Below are 17,579 nucleotides of genomic sequence, written 5' to 3' on the forward strand. Positions count from 1 at the left end.
ACTAGAGTAGTGCGGTTTTATGTAATATGTTTTAGCTAAAGAATAAACCAAAGTGTCACCCGTAATCTGCTTAGCAGAATACACATATAGGAATCATTTCAGGAAAATTGCAGAATTTACCAAAAAATTAGTCCGAATTGTAATTCCAGATCGGTGAACCATGATAAACCCTTGCTAATTTTATACTATTTCTTTCATAGCTGCCCTGTGTCCTTTGCCCTCTGCCCATATTTGTAATTTCTATGGTTCAAATTTTTTATACTTACTTGGATTTTTCTTGTGGAAGTACTCCTCTAAGACTTGTAAAACTATAGGTCCACAATCGCTACCTCCATGTCCACCAGAATTTTCACCAAACGCCACCACCACAATTTCTGGCTTATCTGCTGGAGCGTATGCCCCAAACCAAGTATGATTGGGACGACCAACTCCAGCCTCAGCAGTACCGCTTTTTCCAGATGTTGGAGCAATAGATGGTACGTTCAAACGCTTACCTGTCCCTTCAGTCACTACCTTCCGCAGTCCATCTCGAAGAATTCCGATTGTACTTGGCTTCATGTTTAATGATTCTCGCCATTTTTTTGATTCTTCGTGGTCTTTAAGCAGATGGGGTTTGACTCGATAACCACCATTAGCTGGAACAGAGAACATAATAGCTGCTTGCAGTGGCGAGACTTGTAGCGCACCTTGTCCGATGGACATATTAATGGTGTCACCCACAGTCCAAGGAATTTTCCATGCTTTGCGCTTCCATTTATCATCTGGAACTAATCCTTTCGATTCTTCGTCTGTCAACTCAATTCCAGTTTTCTTGCCAAAGCCATACTTACGAGTCCATTCGATTAAGGTAGGACCGCCAACTCCCTTACCAATTTGGTAAAAGAAGGTGTCGCTGCTCATTGCCATTGCCTTTGGAAAGCCCAAGGGTCCGAATCCAGCATGGTTCCACTCTCCAAAGGTTACGCCACCAATGGTTAAGGAACCGTAAGTTTGCAGCACCGTACCAGGAGAAAATTTTCCCGATTCCAATCCCGCAGTTGTGGTGATGATTTTAAAGGTACTGGCGGGAGGGAAAGCACTCAGGGCGCGATTGACAAGGGGATGGTTTTTCCCTTGTACGCTTTCCCAGTCTTTTTGAGTGAGCTGTTGTTTGGAAAAAATATTGGGATCGAAGGTGGGGTGAGATACTAGTACCAAGACAGCACCGTTGTTTGGATCGATCGCCACAATGGCACCCTTGGGAAATGTTAAAGCTTTTTCAGCTGCTGTTTGTAAATCTAAATCTATAGTTAGGTGAATATCATTGCCTGCGCGAGCTTGTTTTTCTCCCAACACGCGAATTGGACGATCTTTGCTATCCACTTCTACTTGTTGACCGCCCCATTCTCCTCGCAACAACTTTTCATACGCCTTTTCTACCCCCATTTGACCGATGACATCTCCAAGTTTATAACCTTCTTGTTTCTTCTTTTTCAACTGTTCTTGGGTTAATTCACGTGTATAACCAATAACATGGGCTATGGCTTTACCATGAGGGTAATAGCGTACTGCTTCTGTATGAATTTCAACGCCAGAGAGTTCGTTTTCATACTCTTTTATAGCCGTGACTTTGGCTTCATTCAGGTCGCGTGCTATCCTCACAAAATTTGTTGCATCCGGACCGGCTTGGTCTAATTTCTCTTCCATCTCCTCTTTGGAGATTTTAAGAACTTGCTCGAGACGCGAACTGACCACCGACCATGATGGTTTTTTATGCGCCATAGGCCACAAGTACACAGAACGGGGATAGCGCGTTGTTGCTAACAGTTTGCCATTGCGATCGAAAATGTTACCTCTTTCTGGTTGTTTGAGGATTGTCCGTATCCGGTTTGCTTCTGCTTTTTGTCGCAGTTTCGGACCTTCAACAATTTGTAAATATACTAAGCGAGCGTTAATACCAGCCATCATCGCAATGGTAAATATGATAAAAAATATAGACTGGTAATTTTTTCCAACAGTCCGTAAGCCCTTATCTCCGAGAAATCCACTAAATCCAGATGATTTTAAAGAAGCCATAAAACAATACCATTATCAGTAAGAATTCTTTTTGATATAAAACGATCGGAAAAAATAGAAATAAGTGTATTTACGGGGAAAATAAACTTAACAGTATATTTTTCTGTAAGTTGTTTTTGACCGATAGAATAAACCAAAGTGTAACTTCTCATTTGCCTAATCGACTACTTCCATTAACAAAAACACTTATACTCTCAGGATTAAATCAAGTACTATGGCTCAGACTCTAATCCAGAATCAAGGGGGAACTGCAGGTTTTGAACCACTAGATGTGGAGTTACTTAACGTTTTTAAGTTTTTTAACCAGGAACCTGCTGTCCACGGAGTAGACTTGGATATTCGACAAGGAGAATTTTTTAGTATCCTTGGTCCTTCTGGTTGTGGAAAGACGACCACACTTCGGCTTATTGCTGGGTTTGAAAGAGCAGATGCAGGTCAAGTGCTGATTCGCGGTCAGTCTATGACTAGTGTTCCCCCATATCGCCGACCTGTTAACACTGTGTTTCAAAGTTATGCTCTGTTTAACCACTTGAATGTGTGGGAGAACGTTGCTTTTGGACTGCGTCTCAAAAAATTCCGCAAGCAGGAAATAGAAAGCAGAGTCAAACAAGCTCTAGAATTGGTAAAGTTGGAGGGTTTACGATCGCGTTCTCCTCTTCAACTGTCAGGGGGACAACAGCAAAGGATAGCCTTGGCAAGAGCGATCGTCAACCGCCCTGCAGTCTTGCTTCTAGATGAACCCCTTGGGGCGCTTGATTTAAAATTGAGGAAAGAAATGAGGGTTGAACTGTCCAATTTACACAAAGAATTGGGCTTAACTTTCATTATGGTGACTCACGATCAAGAAGAGGCGCTGTCTTTATCGGATCGGGTTGCTGTCATGAATCAAGGTAAAATTGAACAAGTGGGGACTCCCAGCGAAATTTACGAACAACCCCAAACAGTATTTGTTGCTGATTTTATTGGCGATACCAATTTATTGGCTGGTGAAATCACAGGTGTGGACGCTTCTAACGTTAAAATTTTAACAAAAACAGGGCTTTCCATTGTTGTGACTCGTGAGGAAAATACACCCACCGAATTATCACAAGCTGTAATTGTCAGCGTGCGCCCTGAAAAAATACAGCTATCTCTTTATAAACCCAGCGTAGAAAATAACTGCTTTGAAGGACGGTTAGTTAACATTATGTATTTGGGAACGCACATCAATTATGTTGTGCAATTGATAAACGGTTTACAGATTAATGTTTTACAACCTAATACGTTTGTTAATTTGCCAGATCGTGAAACTCCTATCTATGCTTGGTGGATAGAAAGTGATTGTTTGGCTTTAGTCAATGGTCAATAGTCAAGATTGCGAGAGGCTCCTTGAATGAAACTCAGCACTGGTTAAGACGAGCTTACAAACGCCATCTCCTAACAACGGAACAGATAAATTCAATGAAAACAATCATTAACGAACTAGCGCCCAAATTAAATTCATATCTAAACTCCATTGGGAACGTACCTAATACAAATGACAAATGACAAATGACAAATGACAAACAGAAGAAGATTTATTAGAGGAATAGCAGCGCTATCTGGCTTGTCCCTAGCAGGCTGCGGTTGGCGGCTTGGGAACGTGCGTGCATCCGCTACGACAGGTTCCCGCGACCAAATGTACATCTACACATGGGAACAATACACTAACAAGGATTTACTAAAAACTTTTAGCGCTCAAACGGGGATCAAAGTATTGGCAGATTTGTATGATTCCAATGAAGCCATGCTCAGTAAAATCCAAGCGGGCGGTGGTAGTGCCTATAGCGTGATTTACCCAAGCGATTATATGGTACGGAAAATGGTAGACTTGGGATTGCTGACAAGATTGGAACGCGATCGCATAATCGGACTAGATAATTTATTTCCCAGGTTTCAAAATCCTATCTACGATCCCAATAACCGTCATAGTATTCCTTTTAGTTGGGGAACCACAGGTTTTATTTATAATTCCGAAAAGCTAAAAACTCCACCTGAGAACTGGGACTATCTTTGGGAGAACAAACAACTTCTGTCAAAGCGGATGGCGTTAATGAACGATTTCCGAGAAGTCATGGGTGCAGTTTTGAAGATGCTTGGTTATTCTTATAACTCAACAAATGAAAATGAAATTAAACAAGCTTTTGACACGCTAAAGGTTCTTCAACCAGATATTGCTGCTTTTACAACTGATGCATGGCGCAATCAAATTATTGCAGGAGACTTGCTCCTAGCAATGTGTTATTCATCAGATGCCGTTAAAATTATTAAAGAAAATCCCAAACTTAAATACGTTATTCCCAAAAGTGGTTCTTCTTTATGGACTGACACTGTCGTCATTCCCAAAATAGCCCCCAATATTGAAGCAGCTTATGCTTGGATTAACTTAATCTTACGACCGGAAGTGGCATCTGAAATGAGCCAAACTTTAATTCTTTCCACTCCCAACCGTGCTGGATTTGAGCAATTGCCAAAGAAAATACAAAATAATTCTAGTTTGTTTCCCCCAGAAGCGATTTTAACAAAGTGCGAACGTCTGGCTCCTTTGGGTCAAGAAGTTGAAGCGCTTTACGAACGTTACTGGATTGAGTTAACTAGTGGTTAGTGTCACTCACCGCTCAATAAAGTCTACCCAAACTTACCCACAAGTGGATAAATGTGGTCAACCGGAAAGATAGCGGTCAATCTTTCCTCCCCAGAAGGATTCACACCTTCACTACCAGACGGGGCATACACTCCCATGCTTGTGCTGAAGCTTTGGAAACCCAAAATTTCCGGTGTTCACCAAGCTGTCGCCTGTAGACCCTGTGAGAGTAGGTAAACCGAACCAAGCATGACGAGAACCTAGCTTCAAGTAATACTTATTGAATCTCTGCCAATATGCAAAGACGTGCTGACGAGGTTCGGGTTGAATCGAACTCTGAAAGGCGTATCTCACTGGCATTCTCTCATAGTAAATGTTCATCCCACGACGCGCTAAAACTAAAGAGGCGGCGCTATCACTTCCCATACCATAGCGTTTCATATATTTGACAACGCCGATTTGGCTAGAATATTTGGGACTTACCTCAATCACTTTGATGCCTAATTTTAAGCATCTAGCTTTTAACAATTCTTTGAACTTAGCATATGCAAAACCGGATAGCATCCGATTGTACTTACGACCCCTGGAAAATTGTTTCTTCTTTTCAGAAAAGTCTAACTTCTCAATCACAATTGGCTTTTTAGTAGCTAGCGCTCTGTTGGTCAGTTCTGTAATGGCACCAGCCAATCTTGCTTCAGTTTGGTCGGTTGAGCATGAATGTAAATCTAAATTGACTTTTCCCCAAGCTACAGGATTCCCATGACAGTTGGTCGCACACCAGCCAACAGAGTCCGGATTTATATCTAAGCCAATGCATCCCAACGATTTTTCGTTACTAGTAATAGCAAAATCTACTAAACAGGTAATAGCGACTACCCATTTCCCTTTGGGATTTTTACTAAACACATAAGTGAGAGCCTGGTTTAATGCCCAAGCAGTAACTATCTTGTCATAACCATGAGGATTAATTTTGTAGAGTGGTAACTGTACTTGCGCTCCAAACGTTTCTTCTAAAAAATAAGGAACACGAATTTTCAACTGTGGAATAACATCTGGAATTAGCTGACAGATTTGATTACTGTTAGTTTCGTTGGTACTACCTACAAAAGCCACTTGACCCAAATTCCCCAAATTTACCTTGACACCACCCTGGAGCACTCTGGACTTGCGATCTAGATACATCCTCAGTTGACGCTTCTTTTGATGTAACTGTTGTTTAGCTAGTTGCAAGTAAGTCTTGCCATGAGACTTGCCATTAATAGGGCAGGCATCATCAAATTCCGGCTTTTTATTTAAAGGGGACACTTTCTTTAGTTTCCCAGTTTTAGTTTTTTGTGGGGATTTTATTGCTAAGTTACGTTTTTCTACTGTCCGGACGTATTCCCGATGAGCTTTGAGTCTTTTATTTAACTTTTCCGTCTCCTGCTTAACTAATTTAATTTTGGCATCCAATATCTCAAGATGTTTTTTGTAAGATTTTTCAGCTGAGTCTAATTCCCCAGTGACAAAATTAATCACACTATTGGCGTGACGTTTATTAACGTTAAATGTATTTTGAATTAAAGAATTAAGTTTTTCTTTTTTCATGTCACTTTCTAAGCCAGCTAAGACCATCTGTGACATGGATGCTGCTATAGGTGAAAATTGCTCCAACATATCAAGAGCAAATATTTCCCCAGACAAATTATTAGAAATTTGAGTGACATAAGTTTGATAAACTTGAGGCATTGCTTCGACTTATCAACGCATCGTATATTGTATCAATATACGCAGGAGATGTCAATGCCATTTCCCAAAAATCATAAACTAGGTGCGTTGCCCTATGGGGATGAACCTAAGAACAGCAAACCTATTTGCTTTAAAGGTCGATGCATGTCAATGGGAGAAACTCAAGGCAGTTCCCAACTGGCTTGAGCAATTAAGAGGTTTTGTCGATCAACTCATATCAGATCTCCCCAAAGACGACTAACAATGGGTAGAAGTGGGTAGCAATCAGCTAACAGTTGCTAGCCCTAAGATAGCTCTTTCCAAGGTGCTTGCTACCAAACTACATATAAAAAAAACTAATTACGCGCTTGCTCAACTTAGGCAGAGAAAACGGTACCATAGCTTGTAATATGTCTTCCGTGGTTGTGGTCGAGATTGATAATCTCAGGCAGTAAGAGGGTCTTTGGATAAGATTCCCTGTAGTTAGTATCGCTTGTAGCTTTAAGAGCAAAGCGGTGAATTTAATTTACAGGCAGGAAATTAGTACCCAATTTCTCATGACTCTTGATTCTCTACTTGCAATTGTAAATCACAAGCTATTGGAAACCCAAAACCGTCCTCTGAATGATACAGAGACCCTGATACTGCGAGGTATTTGGCAGAGTCAAACTTACGGTCAAATGGCTCAAGCAGGAGGATATAGTCCTGGCTACTTGACTAATGTTGTTGCTCCAGGGTTATGCCAAAAACTATCTTTGATTGTTGGTAGGCGCGTGACCAAAAAAAACTGTCGGGCGCTGTTAGAGTTTTATGCAACTGCACAAGCTTTTCCAACAAGAACTGCTCCGTCAAAACAACTTTCCACTCACTTTTTGACAAATAAACAAAAATCCCCTCGCTTTCCGAGTGGTTCCGTTCCTGTGGATTCACCCTATTATATTCACAATACTGCTATTCAGGAACAAGCGTTTGCAGAAATTAGCAAACCAGGAGCTTTAATTCGGCTTAAAGCGCCGAGGGAGATGGGTAAAACCTCTCTGCTGTTAAGAATTCTAGAGTACGCTAAGAATCTTGATTATTTTAACGTTAGCCTAAATTTAGAGGAGCATCTTGAAGGAGAAATTTTAAGCGACCTCAAGCGATTTTTGCGGTGGCTGTGTGCTAATATCTCTTTGCAATTAGGACTTGAGCTAAAACTAGACGACTATTGGAATTGGGATTTGGGTAGTAAGGTCAGCTGCTCTCTTTTCTTGCGGAATCAAGTGCTTGAGCGTATTAGCTCTCCAATAGTTCTGGCATTGGATGATGTCGATCCTATTTTTAAACATCCGCAACTGGCAAAAGAATTTTTTCCTTTGTTGCGATCGTGGTACGAAGAGGCTAAAAGACATTCCATTTGGCAAAAGTTGCGTCTGATTGTCGTATATTCCACAGAAGTTTATGTTCCTTTACAACTTCATCAATCACCCTTTAATGTGGGATTGCCGATTCAGTTAAGGCACTTTAATCTAGTTCAAGTACAGCAGTTATCCCAAAATTATGGGATTGATTGGGCAGATGATAATGAGGTAAAATTTCTCACAGATATGGTTGGGGGGCATCCAGCACTAGTCCATCTGGCACTATATCACCTGAGTGGTGGTGAAATAACTTTAACGCAACTTCTTGAAGATGCTCCTACGCCAGTGGGCATTTACTATCATCACTTGCAGCGTCATTGGGCTGCTTTACAGGCACAACCAGAACTCGTATCTGCTTTTGAAAGGGTCATACAGACCACGAACCCTGTATTACTAGAACCCGTACTCGCTTACAAGCTGAGTAATATGGGATTGATTAAGCAGGAAAACGATCGCTCGATTCCTAGTTGCGAGTTGTATCGGCAGTATTTTCAGCGAAAGTTTTCCTCTCCTACCTTGAAAAAGCTAGTATAATTCTGAGTAAATACAACCATCAGAAAGTTCGCATTAAAAATTTTTGTGGTAATTGGGGAGCGTCAGGAAAATTAGTTGAAAGGAGGATAACAGGCTTTACTAGAACAATTTGTACTGCCTGGAATGAGTATGATAATAAGTATATAAAACCATTTGAAATAAAGTGAAGTGCAAACAATGGAAAAATAATATTAATTTCATAGATTGTTCTATTGTTAAAGAAACAGTTATCACAGTTAAAGCAATTGTTAATACAAATCAATTTTGGCAAACTGTGAGTAAGTCTCATAGGTCAAGAATTGACTATTACGAAATTGAACAATTATGAGTAGGTTAGTTGTTTTAAGCTTGGGTCAGGGAAATTTGCGTGATGGCTTTGCTACTGTCACTGCACAAATTGGTGAAGCCAGCAACTCCTACCAGATGAAAATTAATGCTAGTTTACCAGCAGCACCAAAAATTTTAGAACTCTATCAAAACTGGCAAGCACTTTACTATGCTTTCTATCAACGCCTGAGTTGTTGGCGTACCAGTCTTGAAACAGACGATTATCTTGAAATTTCAGAAGTGGGACTCACTCATGTTTCTGAGGTTGATATCGCTAAATTATCTCAAAAGCTGTCAAAAAGACTAAATACATGGTTGGACTCTAGAGAATTTCGTAAAATCGATCGGCAATTACGTACACAATTAAAACCATCGGATGAAATTCGCTTCATTATCGAAACAAACGATCCTTTATTGAGACGTCTGCCCTGGCATTTGTGGGAGTTTTTTGAGGATTACCCCTATGGAGAAGTAGCTTTAAGTGCAACAGAGTATCAAAATTCTAATAAATTTCCCATTAATCATCGAAAGTTTCAACTGAAAATTCTGGCGATTTTTGGGAACGCGCAAGGAATTGATATCAGTCATGATAGGATATTTTTAGAAAAATTAACCCATCGAGCAGAAATTAAATTTTTAGTTGAGCCAAACTTACGCGATTTGAATGACCATCTTTGGCAGGAAGGTTGGGATATTCTTTTTTTTGCAGGTCATAGTTCCAGTCAAGACGAAGGAATTCTACAAATCAACCCCACAGATACAATTTCCCTTGAGAAACTTAGGTATGCTCTTAAGGAAGCGATGGGACGTGGGTTAAAACTCGCAATTTTTAACTCCTGCGATGGTTTGGGGTTGGCGCAACAACTCGAAGATTTGAACATACCTCAAGCGATCGTGATGCGGGAGGCTGTTCCAGATGTGGTTGCTCAACAATTTTTAAGGTATTTTATAACTGAGTTCTCCTCTGGTAAATCCTTATATGCTGCAGTACGTTCTGCACGAGAAAGATTGCAAGCGTTAGAGAAAGAATATCCTTGTGCGACTTGGCTACCAATTATTTTCCAAAACCCAGCCGAACCATCAATAGTTTGGTTGCAGGATGGGATTCGGATTGAGTGGGAGGACATGGTGAGTTCGCCAACATTAACTCCTAGTTTTAATCTTAGGGGGATGCAACCAGAAATGCGATCGCCCGTAGCCACCCAAGTTTTTTCCCAACCCATTAATGTCCATCAAGACCTATTACCTCCGTATCCCAGTGGTTCTGTTCCCCTAGACTCTCCTTACTATGTTGAAAACACTGTAGTTAGCGCACAAGTTTGCAGAGAAATTACTAAACCGGGAGCTTTAATTCGGATTAAGGCTCCAATGTCCATGGGGAAAACTTCTCTGTTGTCAAGAATACTGGAATATGCCAGCTGCATTGGCTACCGCACCATCAGCTTGAACTTAGAAGAACAAATTGACCGAGAAATTCTGAGCGATTTGAATCGATTCTTACGTTGGCTGTGTGCTAATATTTCCCGTCAGCTTCAGATAGCACCACAGTTGGATGACTATTGGGATGAAGATATTGGGAGTAAAGTCAGTTGTTCGCATTACTTGCGAAACTACATACTCGAACAAATTGATTCTCCTGTGGTTTTGGCTTTGGATGAGGTGAACCAAATTTTTGAGCATCCACAGGTGGCGAAAGAATTTTTGCCGTTGTTGCGATCTTGGTACGAAGAAGCGAAAAGACGACCGATTTGGCAAAAGCTGCGTCTGATCGTAGTTCATTCTACAGAAGTGTACGTTCCCTTGCAATTTCATCAGTCCCCTTTCAATGTCGGGCTTCCGATTCAGTTAAAGGGCTTTAGTTTTGAGCAAGTCCAGCAGTTAGCGCTATGTTATGGATTGTGTTGGAAGGATGGTTTGGAAGTCGAACTTTTAATGGAGATGGTTGGAGGACATCCAGCCCTTGTACACTTGGCACTTTATCATCTCAGTCAGCAACAAATCACTTTGGCACAACTGCTGCGAAGTGCTTCTACATCCACGAGCATTTATTACCATCACTTGCAGCGTCATTGGGAAATATTGAAAGCACAGCCAGAATTAGCATCTGCTCTTCGGACAGTGATAAATGCTACTGAAGCCGTGCAGTTAGAATCTGTTGTTGCTTATAAGCTCAGTAGTATGGGGTTGATTAAATTGGATAACAATAAAGTAACTCCCAGTTGTCAGTTATATCGTGAGTATTTTCAGTCTAAGTTTCCTCTTTTCAAGTAATTGATGAGTTTGAAAAAGGGAGTAGAGAGTGAAGAACTTTCCTTTTTCATGTTTGGTTGTGGAATTTTTCCATCATTAGCTGACTTGAAAATAGAGGATAGGGCATATTTGCCCATTTTATACGTCTTGCTGCACGCAGTTTATGACAGCTACTTAGTTTTTATATTTTGCAATTTTGATGTTTGTAGTTAAGTCGAGCAAACAAATTAAACTTTAGCGATAACAGGGAAACTACGAACATTTATGTTTTTTTAAAGTTGAACTACTTATTAGAATTGCAGATAAAGATTGTCTAATCAAACAAACTATTAGAAATAAACAAAATTAGTATTATATATAAATTTTGTTCTATCAAACTCATAGAAAACTCATATCTACTAGAAATATAAAAAAATGTAACTTTTACAGAAGCTTATGTTCTGTAATATGTAGAATAAACGTATTCTGTACTTGGGTATTACATTACGGGTGTAAGTAAAAGAAGCCAAATCCCTAAATACTATCAATCAAGACTGTAGTTTGAGTTCTACTAAAACTGTTAGTCGAATGGAGCAAAAAATTAACCCATTTTCTACAGAATAATTGCTATTAATACAGGCTTGTACTCATTAAAGGTGTCCTTCGAGGTAGTTGCTGAATAACCCGTTTTCTTGTAGATGCACGCTATGGTGTGTTTGTACATATAGGAGATATCAAGCTTTGCAATAGAAAGCAACCGGGTTTTTTGCTCTCCTGGTTGACTGCTGTACCGACGATATAGCGCGGCATAAATTATAATCACTGCAACACAATCGATATGAGAAATATTCGAAATCTCATTTTCATTTCAATTATCTCTATTTCAATTGTGGTCTTAGGTTGTGTTTCGACAGGGCTGGCAGACACTCAAACCAACAAAGAACTTCAGAGTCAGAGCCTGTTACAATTCAAACCAGAAATCACTTCTGAAATTCCACACAATCCCAATTTAGCTAAACAACAGTCGCTTTATCCCAACACACCAAGAGTAGATTTTATCGACAATTTTGCTTGGCAGGTTTTCCTTGCTTTAAATTGGCCTGCTGATTGTCAGCAAGGAGAACCCTTACGAAATGAGAAAATTGGTGAGGTTCCAAATGCTCCCCGTGTTTGGGAGTTCTATCATACTCCAGAGACGATATTCCTTTCAGCAGGAAAAGAACCATCCACACAACCAACTAAACCTTTTACTTGTTTAAGTCTTATCTCTGAAAGAGGTTTACAGACAGAAGACTCAAGCTTACAACTGACAGAGTCAGAGAAACTAGATGGCAACGAAAAGGGTACAAATGCAAATAAACCCCTTGTTGACCAGCAAGGCAACTACATTATTATGGAGGCATACATTAACCCACAAGAATTCAACCAAATTGTTGAAAACAAGTGGTATGACGCTGTCAACTTACAACAATTCAATAACGAAGACAAGAAGTTTGCGCTTGTGTGTAGCGAAGATGCAAACGCCAATTTGCTCAATGTCCCTTGCAGCACGTATCAGAAAGAAGGTGCGATTGAGATCAAAGCCGCTTGGCGAGTTTTCGCTCCACAGACATCTAACGAGGAGAAAGCTCGTTACTACACAACTAAGAGACAGAGGACGATCCCAGCACAGTCAACCGAATGTACAGAAGGTAACGCACTTTGTAGTGATATCGGTCAGGAATTTAGTCAGATAGTTGAGGTAGGTTTAATAGGCTTTCATATTAAGCATAAAACGAGTGAGCAGGGGTGGATTTGGTCTACCTTTGAACAGGTAGATAATGTTCCCGATAACACTTCAAGCCGGACTCGTTACACGCTGTACAACCCAGATTGTAAGGAAAACTGTAAAGAAAACAAGCCATATGTAGAAAAACCATACCTTTGGCGTCAAGAGGCTCCCCATGCTGTCAAAAAGGTAGGAGACAAAATTGAGAATCAAATTCCGTCACAGATAACTCGCTCACCAAATTCATCGCTCAGTTCTCAAAGATTGGAACAGAATAAGCACTGGCAAGAAGCATTGACAGAAATCTCTCAATCATCGGTCTGGCAATACTACCAACTCATTGGTACTCAGTGGCTAACAAACCCTAGTCTGCCGTACAACACAAATCTCAGGGACGTTACGCCAAAGTCCCCGTTAGCCAATGTTGCTATAGAACCCTACATCCCAAATAGTAGTTGCATAGAATGCCATACCGGAGCAAAACTGCGAGCTAGTAATCATCCTTACGCAGACTTTAGTTTCCCAATAGGTAGAGCTAATCCTAGTAATTATAGCCCGACAAACACTCAATAGATCGTTCTAGGGCTAGTGTTACTACCCAATGACCGTTTTCTAGCTAAACTTGATTGTTTTGATATCTAAAATCAACCAACTTAAGGAGTTTTAAAAATGGCAGAACAGTCTAATACAACCTACATGACATCATTACCTGAAGAGTTACGCACTCCAGAAAATATCGCAAAGATTCGGATTATTATCAAGCAATGGACTCAAATTATAGCTTGGACATGGACTACTTTTTTGGCATTTGATGGAGATGAGGCAAAGAAAAAGGAAGAGCAACAACTCAAGAATTATTTCAGTTCCATTCTTAAAAAACAAGCCCTAGCTCGTCTGGCAGCAATTGAGTATGGCGATCCCCCATCAGCTCAATTAGCAGAAGAAACAAGCAAAATTATCAAAGAAGTTATAATTGCCAATCAAACTGCACCAGATATTCAACTGACCTTATCTGATGTTTACCGAAAACTGACTACAAACGACTACATTTTTACCGATCCTCTCATACAAGAGTTTCGCTTTGAGGTAGTAGTAGATTCCTTTACTGGTAGAATTCGCAAAGATGAAGCAAATCAGGCAAAATACCTTGCTACTATTGCCTATCCACCACGTCCTGAATTGAGTGAATTTACTGTCACAGAAGAACAATTGAATCAGTGGATAAAAGACAACAATAGCGGTGAATACCTCCCTCCATCTGTTTATATTCCTGTTTCTGGCTCCTAAACTTCCAGAAATTTAATGAATGCTAAGTAGTTCAAAGTAAAAAAATATAAAATGTTTGTAGTTGCTTTAAGCCCAAAGACAACGTAACTACGAGCTTAAAAACATTTTATATTTAATTTATTTGAGCTAATGATAAAGAGGTAGAAATTATAAACAAAAAAATTAATTTTTTTGATTCTACCTCTTTTTTTATATAAAAAATTTATCTTTGGGCATTTTACTGTCAACTTTAAATAGCATATGTTTAGAAAACCTAAGTTTAAGACTTGCTTTCGCATCGAAACAGTTGAGACAGAAGGAGTGTTCCTCGTGTCTGAAAGAGACACGATTGTACTTCAAGATCGCATCTACCAGTTATTATGTCCCTTGCTTGATGGTAATCAAACTGTGGATGAAATTATTCAGCAACTCCAAGATAAGCTACCGATGCCCTACATCTATTACGCGCTTATGGAATTGGAGCAAAAGGGTTATATTGTCGAACATGAAGAGGTTTTGCCTTCAAATATAGCTGTGTTTTGCGAGCATTTGAAAGTTAACAATGAAGATGCCCACCGCCGATTACAAACAACTAGAGTGACTGTCAGAGCTTTAGGAGAACTGTCCGGATCGGAATTGATTGCTACTCTCGAATCGCTGCAAATTCAAATTGTAAAAGAGGGAGACTTTGAAGTTGTCTTAACAGACGACTATTTGCAAGCAGAATTGGTCGAAATTAACCAAAAAAACTTGGAGCGCTCGCGTCCTTGGATGTTGGTCAAACCAATAGGAACCGTTATCTGGATGGGACCGATTTTTCATCCTGAAAAAACAGGTTGTTGGGAATGCCTATCCCAACGCTTGCAAGGTAACCGCCCAGTTGAAGGATTTATCCAAAGACGCAATAATGTTTCATCACCTTTAACGCCACCACTGGCTGACTTACCTTCAACACGACAAACTGCCATAACAATGGCAGCAACTCAAATCCTTCAGTGGATCGTAAAGGCAGAAAACAAGCGCCTCGAAGGGATACTAGTGACCCATGATACTATTACACTAGAGACACAAAAACATTATCTCATCAAACGTCCTCAGTGCCATAGCTGTGGCATTCTTAAACAGCAGCATTTGAAACCCGTACCTTTGATACTTGGAAACAGGAAAAAAACCTTTACGGCTGATGGCGGACATCGCTGCGTTTCGCCAGAAGCCACCTTTGAACGGTATCGATACCATATAAGCCCTATTATAGGAGTAGTGCGAGATTTGGGCAAACTCTCCTTCGACGCGAACAGTTTAACTCATACCTATTTCGCCAAGCATCATTTTGCCTCAGTGTTTGATGACTTAAGTGTTTTAGAAAAGAATATTGGAGGCAGAAGTGCAGGAAAAGGGAGAACAGAAGCTCAAGCAAGAGCAAGTGGTTTTTGCGAAGCTATTGAAAGGTACTCTGGCGTTTTTCAGGGGGACGAAATCAGAGTCAAGAGCAGTTACCGAAAAATGAACAACAAGGCTATCCATCCCAATACCTGCATGAACTTCAGCCAAGCTCAATATGATGAACGGGAGGTGTGGAACGCTCATTGTGGCAGTTTTTTTCAGAGGGTTCCTGAACCGTTTGATGAAGAAAGAGAAATTGAATGGACACCTATTTGGTCATTAACTTACCAAGACTTCAAGTATCTACCAACCGCTTATTGTTATTTTGGCTATCCCATGCCTTATAAGCCAGACTGTTGGGCAGACACTAATGGGTGTGCAGCAGGCAATACTTTAGAAGAAGCGATCGTACAAGGTTTCATGGAATTGGTAGAGCGAGACAGTGTTGCCTTGTGGTGGTACAATCGTACTCAAAGAGCGGCAGTAGATTTGGAGAGTTTTGACGAGCCGTATTTTCAAGACTTGAGACATTACTACCAATCGCTCGATCGCGAACTTTGGGTTCTTGATATAACCAGCGACTTGAATATTCCTGTCTTTGCCGCAATAAGTTACAAAAGCAAATGCCAGGTTAAAGACATCATATTGGGTTTTGGTGCTCACTTCGATCCAAAGCTTGCCGTTCAAAGAGCGCTGACGGAAATGAACCAAATTCTTCCTGCTGTCTTAACTGCTGATGCCAATGGCATAACTCAATATGCTAACTCTGCTGAGCCACCCGTTCTCCATTGGTGGAAAACGGCAACGCTGGAAAATCAACCATACTTAATACCAGATAAAAGTGCTGCCCTCAAAAAGCCCTTTGATTATCCTTATATAGAAAAAAATGATAATTTTCTTGATGATATTAAGCTCTGCCAGCAAATTGTAGAGCAACGTGGCATGGAAATGCTAGTCTTAGACCAGACCCGTCCTGATATCGGACTGAAAGTTGTTAAAGTTATAATTCCTAGAATGCGCCACTTTTGGAAGCGCTTAGCACCAGGACGACTTTATGATGTTCCAGTAGAACTGGGTTGGTTGAAAGAACCGATACCAGAAGATTTCCTGAATCCAATACCCATGTGGATGTAATTTTAGTTGTTGGTCAACCCTGTCATGCTTGAAGGATATCGAATTATTGATGCAGATTCCCACGTCTATGAGCCACACCATATATGGCAAGAGTACCTCGAACCTGCGTTTAAGAGCTTTGCGCTGTCTCCAGAACTAACGCTTGCAGGCGAAAAGATTGTAAACAAATACTCCAATCGGCTCCGTCAAGAAGGTGCCAAACAAGTGACTCAAGCGTATCCCCTATCATGGTTGAACAACTTTGATGCTGAGTCTCACGTGCAAGCTATGCAGCAGATGGGGGTTGATATATCGTTTATTTATCCAACTTACTTCTCATGGATCGTTGCTGTGGACACGATCGCACCGCAATTAGCTGGTGCATTTGTGCGTGCTTATAATAATTGGCTTCGAGATTTCTGTAGCTATAATCCACAAATTCTTCGAGGTGTAGGTGTTGTCAATTTACACGCACCAGAAGAAATGGTGCTTGAATTGCAGAGGATAGCAGAGTTTGGCTGGAAATCAGTTTTTTTACGCCCCAACCCTGTCAAAGGGAGGATTCTGAGTGACTGCGCTTACGAACCGTTTTGGACGAAGTGCGAGGAATTAGGGATCGCTGTCAGCCTTCATGAGTCCACTCATAGTCGCTTACCTACCGCAGGAGCAGATCGCTTCAACACTCGCTTTGCACTACACGCTTGCTCTCATCCAATGGAACAAATGATGGCGTTGCTATCGCTGATCGAAGGCGGAGTCTTAGAACGTCATCCCAAGCTGAGAGTTGGATTTCTTGAGTCTGGGTGCGGTTGGCTTCCTTACTGGTTATGGCGGCTCGATCGCGAGTACGAAGATCTTCGTTGGGAAGTTGCAGACAACATCAAAATGATGCCTTCCGAGTACTTTCGCCGTCAATGCTTTATCTCCATGGAGCCTTCAGAACCTTATCTGAGTCAGATCCTCGAGCATCTTGGTTCAGATAACTTAATCTTTGGGTCGGATTACCCTCATATGGATCACCATCCAAAAGTCGTTGCAGAAGTCGTAGCACTTCAGAATCAGCTTCCTAAAAAAGTTGTACAAAAGATTCTTTGGGATAATCCGGCTCGATTCTATAACCTGAACTAATACTCGACCATATTGATTTTGAGGGGCGTAAAACTACTGCGAGCGCTAGAATACTCTATGCAAATCA

At 40.7% G+C, this 17,579-nt stretch carries 10 protein-coding genes and 1 pseudogene; 9 read left to right on the forward strand and 2 right to left on the reverse strand.

Going from position 1 to position 17,579, the window contains the following annotated elements; translation table 11 throughout:
• Positions 1-240: 240 nt before the first annotated feature.
• Positions 241-2,055: a penicillin-binding protein 2 gene (mrdA, locus tag F7734_RS26280; protein WP_155747575.1), complete on the reverse strand. Its 1,815-nt coding sequence runs from the start codon at positions 2,053-2,055 to the stop codon at positions 241-243.
• A 214-nt stretch (positions 2,056-2,269) separates the two neighbouring features.
• On the opposite strand from mrdA, the gene F7734_RS26285 reads away from it, so the two are divergent.
• From F7734_RS26285 to F7734_RS26295, 3 genes and pseudogenes are all read left to right on the forward strand, one after another.
• Positions 2,270-3,403 (forward strand): ABC transporter ATP-binding protein, encoded by a 1,134-nt coding sequence (locus tag F7734_RS26285; protein ID WP_155747576.1) that lies wholly within the window; start codon positions 2,270-2,272, stop codon positions 3,401-3,403.
• A pseudogene (locus F7734_RS26290) lies at positions 3,403-3,582 on the forward strand (four helix bundle protein); the annotation flags it as partial. The gene F7734_RS26285 and the pseudogene F7734_RS26290, both read left to right, overlap by 1 nt.
• Before the next feature lie 10 nt (positions 3,583-3,592).
• Positions 3,593-4,678 carry a spermidine/putrescine ABC transporter substrate-binding protein gene (locus F7734_RS26295; protein WP_155747577.1) on the forward strand — a complete coding sequence of 362 codons (1,086 nt, stop codon included), beginning with the start codon at positions 3,593-3,595 and terminating at the stop codon, positions 4,676-4,678.
• Between the two features lie 111 nt (positions 4,679-4,789).
• On the opposite strand, the gene F7734_RS26300 is transcribed toward F7734_RS26295, so the two are convergent.
• Positions 4,790-6,385 carry an IS200/IS605 family accessory protein TnpB-related protein gene (locus tag F7734_RS26300; protein ID WP_155747578.1) on the reverse strand — a complete coding sequence of 532 codons (1,596 nt, stop codon included), beginning with the start codon at positions 6,383-6,385 and terminating at the stop codon, positions 4,790-4,792.
• Positions 6,386-6,879: 494 nt separating this feature from the next.
• Here F7734_RS26300 and F7734_RS26305 point away from each other — a divergent pair, with 494 nt between their 5' ends.
• The 6 genes from F7734_RS26305 to F7734_RS26330 all read left to right on the forward strand — a co-directional run bounded on the left by F7734_RS26305 (position 6,880) and on the right by F7734_RS26330 (position 17,512).
• The gene (locus F7734_RS26305; RefSeq protein ID WP_347566286.1) at positions 6,880-8,298 is read left to right on the forward strand and encodes an AAA-like domain-containing protein; all 1,419 of its coding nucleotides are present in this window, start codon (positions 6,880-6,882) and stop codon (positions 8,296-8,298) included.
• Positions 8,299-8,622: 324 nt separating this feature from the next.
• On the forward strand, positions 8,623-10,896 hold the full coding sequence (locus tag F7734_RS26310) for an AAA-like domain-containing protein (RefSeq protein ID WP_155747579.1): 2,274 nt from the start codon (positions 8,623-8,625) through the stop codon (positions 10,894-10,896).
• 796 nt (positions 10,897-11,692) lie between these two features.
• Positions 11,693-13,195, forward strand: a complete 1,503-nt coding sequence (locus F7734_RS26315) for a hypothetical protein (protein WP_155747580.1) — start codon at positions 11,693-11,695, stop codon at positions 13,193-13,195.
• A gap of 96 nt (positions 13,196-13,291) precedes the next feature.
• Positions 13,292-13,909 carry a hypothetical protein gene (locus tag F7734_RS26320; protein WP_155747581.1) on the forward strand — a complete coding sequence of 206 codons (618 nt, stop codon included), beginning with the start codon at positions 13,292-13,294 and terminating at the stop codon, positions 13,907-13,909.
• Between the two features lie 240 nt (positions 13,910-14,149).
• Entirely contained in the window at positions 14,150-16,405 is a 2,256-nt protein-coding gene (locus F7734_RS26325; RefSeq protein ID WP_155747582.1) for a TOMM precursor leader peptide-binding protein, read from the forward strand.
• 24 nt (positions 16,406-16,429) lie between these two features.
• Positions 16,430-17,512, forward strand: coding sequence for an amidohydrolase family protein (locus tag F7734_RS26330; protein WP_155747583.1), 1,083 nt, complete (start codon positions 16,430-16,432; stop codon positions 17,510-17,512).
• Positions 17,513-17,579: the final 67 nt, after the last annotated feature.

It is taken from the genome of Scytonema sp. UIC 10036, from assembly GCF_009725235.1.

Bases quoted from the DNA above. Each gene is read 5' to 3' on its own strand.
- F7734_RS26295 (WP_155747577.1), top strand. From the start codon at position 3,593: ATGACAAACAGAAGAAGATTTATTAGAGGAATAGCAGCGCTATCTGGC.
- F7734_RS26315 (WP_155747580.1), top strand. From the start codon at position 11,693: ATGAGAAATATTCGAAATCTCATTTTCATTTCAATTATCTCTATTTCA.
- F7734_RS26285 (WP_155747576.1), top strand. From the start codon at position 2,270: ATGGCTCAGACTCTAATCCAGAATCAAGGGGGAACTGCAGGTTTTGAA.
- F7734_RS26300 (WP_155747578.1), bottom strand. From the start codon at position 6,385: ATGCCTCAAGTTTATCAAACTTATGTCACTCAAATTTCTAATAATTTG.
- F7734_RS26325 (WP_155747582.1), top strand. From the start codon at position 14,150: ATGTTTAGAAAACCTAAGTTTAAGACTTGCTTTCGCATCGAAACAGTT.
- mrdA (WP_155747575.1), bottom strand. From the start codon at position 2,055: ATGGCTTCTTTAAAATCATCTGGATTTAGTGGATTTCTCGGAGATAAG.
- F7734_RS26330 (WP_155747583.1), top strand. From the start codon at position 16,430: ATGCTTGAAGGATATCGAATTATTGATGCAGATTCCCACGTCTATGAG.
- F7734_RS26320 (WP_155747581.1), top strand. From the start codon at position 13,292: ATGGCAGAACAGTCTAATACAACCTACATGACATCATTACCTGAAGAG.
- F7734_RS26310 (WP_155747579.1), top strand. From the start codon at position 8,623: ATGAGTAGGTTAGTTGTTTTAAGCTTGGGTCAGGGAAATTTGCGTGAT.